Origin of the sequence: Devosia sp. FJ2-5-3, assembly GCF_029201545.1 — a bacterium.
Classification (GTDB): domain Bacteria; phylum Pseudomonadota; class Alphaproteobacteria; order Rhizobiales; family Devosiaceae; genus Devosia.
Genome location: NZ_CP104007.1, coordinates 1,649,120 through 1,659,501 on the forward strand (window position 1 = coordinate 1,649,120; position 10,382 = coordinate 1,659,501).

9 protein-coding genes are annotated in these 10,382 nt (G+C 60.6%); 8 read left to right on the forward strand and 1 reads right to left on the reverse strand.

Features of this window, described 5'->3' with window-relative positions:
* Window positions 1-367: 367 nt before the first annotated feature.
* The 4 genes from N0P34_RS07890 (at window position 368) to N0P34_RS07905 (ending at window position 4,113) form a co-directional block, all read left to right on the forward strand.
* Complete coding sequence (locus N0P34_RS07890; protein WP_275606466.1) at window positions 368-682, forward strand: hypothetical protein; 315 nt, start codon at window positions 368-370, stop codon at window positions 680-682.
* Between the two features lie 131 nt (window positions 683-813).
* On the forward strand, window positions 814-1,512 hold the full coding sequence (locus N0P34_RS07895; protein ID WP_275606467.1) for a YjbE family putative metal transport protein: 699 nt from the start codon (window positions 814-816) through the stop codon (window positions 1,510-1,512).
* 112 nt (window positions 1,513-1,624) lie between these two features.
* A complete protein-coding gene (locus tag N0P34_RS07900) occupies window positions 1,625-2,800 on the forward strand; it encodes a peptidoglycan bridge formation glycyltransferase FemA/FemB family protein (protein WP_275606468.1) in 1,176 nt (391 codons plus the stop codon).
* Window positions 2,797-4,113: a polysaccharide biosynthesis C-terminal domain-containing protein gene (locus N0P34_RS07905; RefSeq protein ID WP_275606469.1), complete on the forward strand. Its 1,317-nt coding sequence runs from the start codon at window positions 2,797-2,799 to the stop codon at window positions 4,111-4,113. Before N0P34_RS07900 ends, N0P34_RS07905 begins: the two co-directional genes overlap by 4 nt.
* A 10-nt stretch (window positions 4,114-4,123) precedes the next feature.
* On the opposite strand, the gene N0P34_RS07910 is transcribed toward N0P34_RS07905, so the two are convergent.
* Window positions 4,124-4,696, reverse strand: coding sequence for a hypothetical protein (locus N0P34_RS07910; RefSeq protein ID WP_275606470.1), 573 nt, complete (start codon window positions 4,694-4,696; stop codon window positions 4,124-4,126).
* A 180-nt stretch (window positions 4,697-4,876) separates the two neighbouring features.
* Between N0P34_RS07910 and acs the strand changes: the two genes are divergently transcribed.
* The 4 genes from acs to N0P34_RS07930 all read left to right on the forward strand — a co-directional run bounded on the left by acs (window position 4,877) and on the right by N0P34_RS07930 (window position 10,361).
* A complete protein-coding gene (acs, locus tag N0P34_RS07915; RefSeq protein ID WP_275606471.1) occupies window positions 4,877-6,832 on the forward strand; it encodes an acetate--CoA ligase in 1,956 nt (651 codons plus the stop codon).
* A gap of 221 nt (window positions 6,833-7,053) precedes the next feature.
* On the forward strand, window positions 7,054-8,136 hold the full coding sequence (locus N0P34_RS07920; RefSeq protein ID WP_275606472.1) for a glycoside hydrolase family 3 N-terminal domain-containing protein: 1,083 nt from the start codon (window positions 7,054-7,056) through the stop codon (window positions 8,134-8,136).
* 92 nt (window positions 8,137-8,228) lie between these two features.
* The gene (locus N0P34_RS07925; protein ID WP_275606473.1) at window positions 8,229-9,029 is read left to right on the forward strand and encodes a UDP-2,3-diacylglucosamine diphosphatase; all 801 of its coding nucleotides are present in this window, start codon (window positions 8,229-8,231) and stop codon (window positions 9,027-9,029) included.
* A gap of 129 nt (window positions 9,030-9,158) precedes the next feature.
* Complete coding sequence (locus tag N0P34_RS07930; RefSeq protein ID WP_275606474.1) at window positions 9,159-10,361, forward strand: MFS transporter; 1,203 nt, start codon at window positions 9,159-9,161, stop codon at window positions 10,359-10,361.
* The last annotated feature ends 21 nt before the right edge of the window (window positions 10,362-10,382 follow it).

Below are 10,382 nucleotides of genomic sequence, written 5' to 3' on the forward strand. Positions count from 1 at the left end.
GCTAGTTATTTAGTCGATGGTCCTGTCGAAGAAAAAATGTGTCGTGTGAATAGTTTAACGTTCCATCGGCCGAGGCCCGCACGCAGCCCTTGCAAAGATAAGTTCTTCGATGTGATGACTGTCAGCCACTGCGATGTCAGCCGGGACTCACAGGTGGTCGCTTATGTCGGGCTGCCGACGATCGCGAAATCTGGCTGCCGGGCCTGGCGGCGCGCGCGTCTGTCAGGCCGATAGGAGGTCGATCGATCGCCTTTGTGGCCAATCTGCGCCTTATGAGCCCCCACCGGTTCAAAACATTACCCAAACGATTGCGTTGCTCTGCGTAATTGTGCCTAATCTGTGGCGGGGACTAGTGGGGCAGATCCGAATGATCGCAAACTTCCGTTTTTCCGAAAGACCGCCGTCTGAGCACATCGTTCTGGATTTGGCCTGGTCTGAAGATGGGCCAGTGGGCAGGGTGAGAACACCTCAGCACCTGTTTGGCATGCTTGAACACATGGGCATGTCGCCCAAAAAGAATGACGAATATATGCGTCTGCCTATCGCCTTGGGTTATGGGGTCATGGTGGCAGGCGTGACCGCAGCATCGCTGGTGGTGTCGGGGGACGCGACGGCATGGCCACCCAAATGGGGCGATCTGGTCGGTGCCGAGCAAAACAAAAGACAAGTTTATCACGCCTGATCGGTAATCGACCGCGCCGATCGGTACGGACGCTCAAATTTCGGGCGTGATGCGACAATTTGCTTTTTTGCGCCTATTCTGAGGCGTATAGGCGAGCGCGTGCTTTGCACCCTCCTGAAAGTGAAATCTCCATGTTCGGAATTGATCCGAGTTTCTTTAGCTCGCTCGCGCAGGTGATCCTGATTGATCTGGTCCTTGCTGGCGATAACGCCGTCGTTATCGGCCTTGCTGCCGCAGGCCTGGCCTCGGATGTGCGCAAGCGCGCCATCCTCATCGGCATTCTGGCGGCAACTGTACTGCGCATATTCTTTGCGCTGATCACAACCCAACTGCTCTCTCTGGGGGGCGGCCTCCTGGTGGCCGGCGGCATTCTGCTGCTCTGGGTCTGCTGGAAGATGTATCGTGAACTCACGGTCTCGTTCGAGGAGGAGCACGAGGCGACAGAGGCCCTGTCTGACGCCGATTACAATTCGGACGGCAGCGTTGCTGGCAAGGCTCCGCGCAAGACCCTGCGCCAGGCCGTCATCCAGATCATCATTGCCGACGTTTCAATGTCGCTGGACAATGTTCTGGCGGTCGCTGGTGCTGCCCAGCACCATTTCGAAGCCCTGATCTTCGGCCTGGCGCTGTCTGTGATCCTGATGGGTGTGGCGGCAAGCTATATCGCCCGCCTGCTTCATCGGTTCCACTGGATCGCCTGGGTCGGCCTGGCCATCATCCTGTTTGTCGCGGTGCGCATGGTGCTCGAAGGGGCAGGGGCGTTTATCGCCATCCCCGAAATCCCGCTGCTCTATACGCCGCATGCGGCCGGCGCGGCGGTTGCGCATTAGGCTCTGCTAAACCAAAGGGGCAATTTGGGCGCATTTGTATGCGGCCAATAGCAATTTGCTCATTCCAGCCCACTAGACTTCCCCGCATCATACTCATGGTGCGGGGATTTTCATGTCCGTCATTGCCGATCGCCTGAGCGCATCCGATGCCGGGCCCAAGCGTGCCGCGTCCCCGGTCGTGCTGCCCAAGTTGAAAGTTGAGCGCATTTCCGGCGCCGATTGGGACGAGATCATTTCCGGCTTCGACGAAGTCTGCCAGGAGCAGATGTTCGCCTTTTCGGCCGTGCACTGGCCAGGGGTGACCCTCGAGCCGACGCTGTTCTCGCTCGACGGTACAATCGTCGGCGGCGCCCTCATCATGGTGCAGCCCTTGCCCCTGCGCCTCGCAAACATGGCCGTGCTGAAATGGGCGCCCATGCTGGCCGATGCGACCCGAGTGGATGCGGAAGCCATTCGCCAGGCGATGGTAGAGGCCGTCATCGCTGAATATTCGGCGGCCCGCCGCATGATGGTGTCGGTCCTGCTCGCGGCATCTACCCACGAGATGCACCCGGCGTATCAGGCGCTTCGACACAATGGGTTTCGTCGCGGATCAACCCTGCTTTTTCCGAACCGGTATCTGGTCCGCCTGCGGCTTTCGGACGCCGAGCAGCGCAAGAGCCTGCACCAGAAGTGGCGGTATCACCTCAACAAGGCGGAAAAGGCCGGTCTGAGGTTCGAGCGGGTCGGCACGGAACATCTCGATATGTTCAAACAGCTGTACGCGGCCATGACCGACCGCAAGCAGTTTCCAGATCATTCCGCCTATGAAACGCTCGACGCCTTGATGGGTGTCGACGAAAAGCTCCGACCGGAGCTGTTTCTCGTCTCTCTGGGCGAGGAGTGCGTGGCTGGGGCGCTGATCTTCAAGGCCGGCAAGCGCGCCGTCTATCTCTATGGCGCGACCAATGAAAAGGCGCTGCCCGTGCGCGCTGGTTATTTCATGCATTGGCACATCATTCGCTGGCTCCGCGACAATACCACCGCGGATTGGTACGACCTTGGCGGCACCGACGGCTTTCTCGGATTGCATCAGTTCAAAAAGGGCATGGTTGGGGAGGCCGGGCTCATTCGGCCCGTGCCGCCCGTCGTCAACTATGCCGACAGCAGACGCGCGCTGCTCTTCGGCACGCTAGCGTTCCGGGGCCGGGACATGCTGCAGCATCTTCTCCGACATATCCGAAAACTCAGAAGCCCCAAGGCACAACCGGATCAGCCGCCGCACCGTCCGGAGGTCGATTTCCAATGAGTCTGGGGCGGAAACTGGCGTCCCAATCGAGCGTCATCTTCGGGGCGCGACTATTCGGAGCGGGATTGATCTTCCTCGTCCAGGCGCTGATCGCCCGGATGTGGGGGGCGCCCCTGCTTGGCGAGTTCCTCATCGTCGTCGCCAGCGTCAATCTCATCTCGGTGGCAATGCCGCTGGGCTTCCACACTGTGGGGACTTACTTCGCCGCAGAATACCGGGCGCGCGGAGACCGGCGCCAGCTCGCCGCCTTTCTGACCAGGGCCTATCTGCACGTGGTGGTCGCTTTCGCCCTTCTCGTCCTTCTGGGGCCATGGATTCTTGACCGTGTGGGCCAAGGGCAGGGCACTGTCGCTCGCCACTTTATCCCCGTGGCCATGCTGACGCTGGGCACGGCGATCGTCTACGTCAACAGTGCCCTCCTCATAGGATTGAAGCGTCCCTTTGCAGGGTTCTTCGCCGATACGCTGCTCCGTCCCATGATCGTGATGGCGGCCTTTCTGTCCGTTATGTCCGCCAGTGTGGCCGAAAGTGGCTTCACCACCATGCTTTGGATCATTGGTGCGGGCTATGTGGCTGTCTCCATCGTGCAATTCGTCTTCGTCATGACGAGCCTCAAGCGAATTCCGAGCGAGGCGCCCCTACGGCCGCTGGAGAGCGCCCGGTGGTGGCGATTTGCCTTGCCCTGGGTGTTGATCAGCATTGCCACCGATTTCTTCTTCGATATCGACCTGTTGCTGCTCAGCCACAGCCTCAGCCACGAGGACCTCGCCATATTCGGCGTTTGTGCACGCATCTTCTCCCTGGCCTCATTCGGGGTTGCCGCCGTCTACGCGGTGACCTTGCCGGACATGTTCGAGAGTGAGGCGCGCGCCGATCGAGCCGATTTTCATCGCAAGGTGGGTGAGGCCAACATGGTGGCAAGTCTGATCGCCCTGGCGCTTTTTGCCGTGCTGCTGGTTCTTGCGCCGTTCGCACTGCAGCTTTTCGGACCTGCCTTCACGGCTGGCGCCGTCCCACTGGCAATACTCTGCCTTGGCTTGATCGTCCGCTCGGCGTTCGGCCCGGCCTCGCTGGTCCTGTCGATTCATGACAGGCCATGGGCCAGCCTGCCCGCCATCGGCATTGGCCTCGCCTGCCTTGTTGTCGGCAACCTGCTTCTGGTCCCTGGTTTTGGCCTTATGGGCGCCGCCTGTTCGGCTTTGATCGCCATCACGATCTGGTCGTTTGCCCTGTGGCTGACGGTGCGTTGGACAGCCGGGGTCGATGTATCGATCATGCAGTGGTTCCGCACGCGGCGCGCGGCAACTGCCTGACCCCTGCCACTTATGCGGAGGCGCCAACCAGCCTCTTCATCTGCTGCTTCAGTCGACCCAGGCGCCCGATATTGACCCCGCTGTCATACTCCCCGGGCTGGCGCGAGTAGAACTTCTCGATCAGCAGATAGTCCTCGCCGAAGATGTGCTGCTCGAGCAGCGCGGTTTCCCGGTAGCCATAGCGCTTGAGCAACATGCGGGCGACCTCGTTCTCGGGGCGCACGAAGGTGAAGGCTTTGTGGAAGCGCTGATTGTCCCAATGGCCGTCGAAGGCCCGCATCCCGAACATGCCCAGTTTGGTCTGGCGGTGCGATGGGAAGACCCAGCTCCAGTACCGAAAGACCGCGCCGCATTCGGGGCCGGAGATCATGGCTCCCCCGGGCACGCCGTCAGCGCACATAATCATGATGTGCCAGGGGTCTATGGCAAGAAGGTTGTGGAGAAAATTCTTGTTCAGGCGAGCAGTTTCATGCGCCTTGAAGCGCTCGCTGTAGTGCGGTGAACTGCCGATGACGTCCACGAGTTCCTTGTGGATCAAGGCGATATCGGACGGCCCAGCGGCCCTGATAGTCATTTCTGCCATGGTCGAGCCCCCATTACTTGTGTGCGCAGCTTAAGCCCTGTCGTGTTCAAGATTTCTGAACCGCGCAGGTTAAAAGAGCGTCGCGAAGTCGGGGCACCCTGCCTTTGTCTCATGTGGCAGGGCTTGCCGGGGGAGGGCGGGCTGATTAGAACGGTCACGGGAGAGACTAGGAGGATGACAATGAGCGAACAGCTCTTGTTCCAGCCAAGTGCAGAAGCGCTCGCGCATACTCACACGACGGCCGAGAAGTACGATCAACTTTATGCCCGCTCGGTCACCGACCCGGATGGTTTCTGGGCAGAACAGGCCAAACGCCTGGACTGGATGACCTTTCCCACCAAGATCAAGAACACCACGTTCGAATATCCGGACGTCTCGATCAAGTGGTTCGAGGACGGCGTTCTCAACGTTGCGGCCAATTGCATTGACCGTCATCTGCTGGAGCGTGGCGATGATATCGCCATCATCTGGGAGCCGGACAATCCGGCGGACAAGGCCGAGTATATCAGCTACCGCACGCTGCACGAAAAAGTGTGCCGCTGCGCCAATGTTCTGAAGTCACTCGGCGTGAAGAAGGGTGACCGCGTCACCATCTACCTGCCGATGATTCCGCAGGCGGCGTACGCCATGCTGGCCTGTGCCCGCATTGGCGCGGTCCATTCCGTCGTGTTTGGCGGATTTTCCCCAGATTCGCTGGCCGGCCGCATCAATGACTGCGACAGCGCCGTGGTAATCACCGCCGACGAAGGTCGTCGTGGCGGCAAGACCGTGCCGCTCAAGGCCAATGTCGACAAGGCACTCGAGGATTGCCCGGGCGTGCAGAAGGTTCTGGTCGTGCACAACACCGGTGCCGACGTGCCGATGAAGGGCAGCCGCGATGTGTGGTGGCATGAAGCCGCCGCTGGCGTCGAGCCCTTCCACGATCCTGAGCCGATGAATGCGGAAGATCCGCTCTTCATCCTCTACACCTCCGGTTCGACGGGTAAGCCCAAGGGCGTGATGCACACCCAGGGCGGGTATCTCACCTATACCTCGCTGACCCATGAGCTGAGCTTCGACTATAAGCGCGGCGAGGTGTTCTGGTGCACCGCTGACGTTGGCTGGATCACCGGCCACAGCTATATCGTCTATGGCCCCCTGGCCAATGGTGCGACGACGGTGATGTTCGAGGGCATTCCTTCGTGGCCCGACGCAAGCCGCTTCTGGCAGGTGGTAGAGCGTCACAAGGTCAATATTTTCCACACCGCGCCGACAGCCATTCGCTCGCTGATGGGTGCAGGGTCGGAGTTCGTGGACAAGCACGACATGCCCAGCCTGCGTCTCCTCGGCACAGTGGGCGAGCCGATCAACCCGGAAGCCTGGCTCTGGTACAACAACAAGGTTGGCAAGGGCCGCTGCACCATCGTCGATGCGTGGTGGCAGACGGAGACTGGCGGCCACATGATTGCGCCTTTCCCGGGCGCCACGCCGACCAAGCCGGGTTCGGCCACGGTGCCCTTCTATGGCATCCAGCCAGTCGTGCTCTCGCCCGAGGGCAAGCTGCAGGACCAGACCAAGGCCGAAGGCGTTCTGGCCATCAAGGATAGCTGGCCGGCACAGGCCCGCACCATCTGGGGCGATCATGGCCGGTTCGTTTCGACCTATTTCGAGACCTACAAGGGCTATTACTTCACCGGTGACGGCTGCCGCCGCGACGAGGACGGCTATTACTGGATCACCGGCCGCGTCGACGACGTGCTCAACGTCTCGGGCCACCGCCTGGGTACGGCCGAAGTGGAAAGCGCCCTGGTGGCGCATCCCAAAGTGTCCGAAGCGGCCGTCGTCGGCTTCCCGCACGATATCAAGGGGCAGGGCATATATTGCTACGTCACCCTGATGGCGGGCGAGGAATATGACGACGCCCTGCGTGGCGAGTTGCGCAACTGGGTTCGCAAGGAAATCGGCCCGATTGCGTCGCCGGACTTCATCCAGTGGGCTCCGGGCCTGCCGAAAACCCGGTCTGGCAAGATCATGCGCCGTATTCTGCGCAAGGTCGCCGAGAACGATTTTGGCGCGCTGGGAGACACGTCCACCCTTGCCGATCCCGGCGTGGTGGATGATCTGATCGCCAACCGGCAGAACCGTCCCGCCACCTAAGGCGGCTCGTTACCACAAACAATGCGGGCGGCTCCCTTTAGGGAAGCCGCCCGATTTCGTTTTAGTGCCGGCCGATCGGGGGGGGAACTATCGACCGAATGTTCGCCCGGGGATCATTGATCAACCGGCGCTCTGCCGCCACCCCTCTTTGGGGGCGGGATCATTGTCTTGCCGCGTTTATGCATTCACTGTCGGCCCATCGATTCCCCCGGAGTTCGCCCGTGCGCCGCTTATTGTCAGTCGCCATTGCTTTCGCCGCGCTTATCGGAGGCGCTCATGCGGCGACCCTCGAAGAGATGGCGGGACAGATGATCGTCGTTGGTTTCGAGGGCAGTAGTGTAGACACCGGCAGCGTCAAGGCGATCGCGGCGGAACTGGAAGCCGGGCATCTCGGCGGCGTCATGTATCTCAAGAAGAACGTGAAAAGCCTCGGCGCGGTGCGAGAAATGAACGCGCTCTTCCGCGCCTCGTCGCCAAATCTCCCCCCCTTGATCACGCTCGACCAGGAAGGCGGCGCCGTCGAGCGACTGACAAAGGATGTGGGCTTTACCGAAATCGCCAACGCCAGGGCGATTGCCGCGCGCAACACGCCTGAAGAGGCAGAGGCGGTCTATGCCCGCATGGCCGCGGGGATTGCCGAGCTGGGTTTCTCCGTCAATTTCGGTCCGGTCGCCGATCTCGATACCAATCCCGACAACCAGGTCATTTCCCGTTTTGGCCGTGCCTATTCTGCCGACGCGGCCATTGTCACCGCCTATGACGCCGCCTTCGTGAAGGCACATCATGCCGCTGGGCTGGTGACATCGCTGAAACATTTCCCCGGCCACGGTTCGTCGACTGCTGACAGCCATGAGGGGTTCGTCGATATCACCGAGACCTGGTCCGTCGATGAGCTTGAGCCCTACCGCGCCCTGATCGCCGATGGGCTGGCAGATATGGTCATGGTGGGCCACCTCTATCACGCCGACTATGCCGAAGGGGACGGGCAGAGCCCGTCATCCCTCTCGCCGCGCTGGATCGATGGGGTTCTTCGCGACGAGTTGAAATTCGACGGCGTCGTCATCAGCGATGATCTCGAAATGGGCGCAATCCGCGATCACTTCACGCTTGAACAGACGGTCGTGAAAGCGGTGCGTGCTGGCATGGATGTGCTGCTCTTTTCCAATACGGCCTATCAGCGGCCCGGGCTCGGCCAGGAGGTTCTGGACATCCTGCTGCGCGAAGCGGCAGCCGATCCCGCCTTTGCCGCCCGTATCGAGCAAAGCTATGGGCGAATTGCCGCCCTCAAGTCCCGGATCAACTAGCCGCGCTGTTTCCCCGGCTTTCTCTGTCAGGCGGTTTTCTTGGCCGGTGAGCGAAGATAAGGTGCTCGCCAGCAACCGGAGATAAAACGGCAATGACGGATGACCGCCAGGTTCGGCAAGCCCGGGCATTGTTCCTGTCCGATGTGCATCTGGGCATGAAGCCCATCAGGACCAGGCAACTCATCGAGTTCCTGCGGTTGCACGATGCAGACACCATCTATCTTGTCGGCGATATTCTGGATGGCTGGCGCCTGGCAAAGACCTGGCGGTGGCCCGAAGAGTACAACGAGTTGGCCCAGATCCTGTTGGACAAGGCCGAATCCGGCGTCCGTATCGTCTACCTGCCCGGCAATCATGACGAATTCCTGCGCGAATATCTCGGCACATATTTCGGCAAGATCGAGCTTGTCGACCGCACGGTTCACACCTCGGCGACGGGCAAGACCTATCTTGTCATTCATGGCGATCAGTTCGACGTCGTCGTCATGAATGCCAAATGGCTCGCCCATGTCGGGGACTGGGCCTATAATTTTGCCCTGAGGGTGAACAGCGTCATCAACTGGGTTCGCCGCAAGCTCGGGCTGCAATATTGGTCGCTCAGCGCCTGGGCCAAGCAGAAGGTGAAGAACGCCGTCTCGGTCATTGGCCGCTTTGAAGAAGCGCTGGTGCATGAGGCCAAGCAGAGCGGTGTGGATGGCGTCATTTGCGGGCATATCCATTTCGCCGACATGCATGAACGGCTGGGCATCCACTACATCAATACTGGCGATTGGGTGGAGAGCTGCACCGCGGTGGTGGAAAACCAGGACGGCAATTTTGAACTGGTCAAATGGACCGAAATGGTGACCGGTGAGCCGCGGCGCATGAAAAATCGAAGCGTAGGCGACGTCTAGGGGCCGCCCAACAACATCGGCCGGCGACACGCATTTGCGCGCTTTTGAACTTGCTTGCCTCTTGCATTGTTTGTGCAACCGATGCACCAAGACGAACGGGGCGCAGCCCTTGCGCCCGGAGTCTTTTCCATGCCGCCGGCCCTTTCGCGCTTGGGTAGTCCCGAAGCGCGCACGTCAATTTATCAATTCACCGTCTATCTCCCTGGCGCTGTCGCCACTGTGTTTCTGGGCCTCTGGATCAGCCAACACGGCATTCCGGCTGACCAGATCGGGATCATCAACGCCTTGCCCATGCTGGGCTTGCTGCTGCTCAATGTGGTGGTCGGCAGGCTTGCCGATCGGGCCGATGACTGGCGAACGGCTATCATCATCATCTCGGTGGCTTCGGCGCTGGCGCCGATAGGTCTCTATTTCGTCAGCGAGTTCTGGGGGATTTTGCTGGTCTGGAGCCTGTGCTCGATCAGTAATGGCCTGGTGCCGCCCATTATCGATGCCGCCACGGTGCGGATGGCCCGGCGCAATGGCACGGATTTCGGCGCCATCAGGGTCTGGGCGACGGTCGGCTACGTCGTCGGCGTTGCGGCAATCGGCGTCGCATTGACCCAGATGGGACCCGGTTCCTTCATCACCCTTTATGTCGTCATGACTTTGGGTCGAGCGCTGCTCGGCCTTGGCCTGCCGCGGTTCCGGGCTCCATCTGCCAAGACCACACTGGCCGAGCCGAATTTGCAGGCCGTGACCGGCACGCGCCTGCGGGATTCGCTGCAGCTTTGGTTTGTGCTGCCGCTTGTCGCCTTTGCGCTGGTCAATTCCAGCAATGCGCTGATTGGTGGCTTTGCCGCGCTGCTTTGGCATGAAAGCGGCATCGCCGACTATTACATCGGGCCATTGCTGGCTGCGGCGGCGGCGGCCGAAGCGTTGGCCATGTTCCTGTGGCGACGGTTCGGTGGGCGTTTTACCGCCCGAAACATGATCCTTGCCGCGGCCATAGCGGGGCTAATCCGCTTCACCGTCATGGCGTTCAATCCTCCGGTCGAGCTTTTGTTCTTCGTCCAGACCCTGCACGCTTTCAGCTTCGGCATCGGCTATCTGGGGGTGGTCCATTTCATCGCCAACTGGACCAACGAAGCCAATGCTGCCGAGGCGCAGGGCTTTGCCAACATGCTGCAGCAGGGTGCGTCCATGTTCGCACTGGTGGCCTTCGGCTTCCTTGTCGAGCTGTTCGGGGCAGGGGCCTTCTTCTACTCCACCCTCACCAGCAGCATCGCGATTGTTTGTGTGCTGCTCTCGTTGAAGCTGCGGCCCCCAAAGGATGCAGTGCTTCCCCGCTGACAGGGGACGGGGGACGGCGCG

What these genes read in the sequence shown, in the direction of transcription:
- N0P34_RS07890 (WP_275606466.1), top strand. Translation starts at nt 368, where the DNA reads ATGATCGCAAACTTCCGTTTTTCCGAAAGACCGCCGTCTGAGCACATC.
- N0P34_RS07895 (WP_275606467.1), top strand. Translation starts at nt 814, where the DNA reads ATGTTCGGAATTGATCCGAGTTTCTTTAGCTCGCTCGCGCAGGTGATC.
- N0P34_RS07900 (WP_275606468.1), top strand. Translation starts at nt 1,625, where the DNA reads ATGTCCGTCATTGCCGATCGCCTGAGCGCATCCGATGCCGGGCCCAAG.
- N0P34_RS07905 (WP_275606469.1), top strand. Translation starts at nt 2,797, where the DNA reads ATGAGTCTGGGGCGGAAACTGGCGTCCCAATCGAGCGTCATCTTCGGG.
- N0P34_RS07910 (WP_275606470.1), bottom strand. Translation starts at nt 4,696, where the DNA reads ATGGCAGAAATGACTATCAGGGCCGCTGGGCCGTCCGATATCGCCTTG.
- acs (WP_275606471.1), top strand. Translation starts at nt 4,877, where the DNA reads ATGAGCGAACAGCTCTTGTTCCAGCCAAGTGCAGAAGCGCTCGCGCAT.
- N0P34_RS07925 (WP_275606473.1), top strand. Translation starts at nt 8,229, where the DNA reads ATGACGGATGACCGCCAGGTTCGGCAAGCCCGGGCATTGTTCCTGTCC.
- N0P34_RS07930 (WP_275606474.1), top strand. Translation starts at nt 9,159, where the DNA reads ATGCCGCCGGCCCTTTCGCGCTTGGGTAGTCCCGAAGCGCGCACGTCA.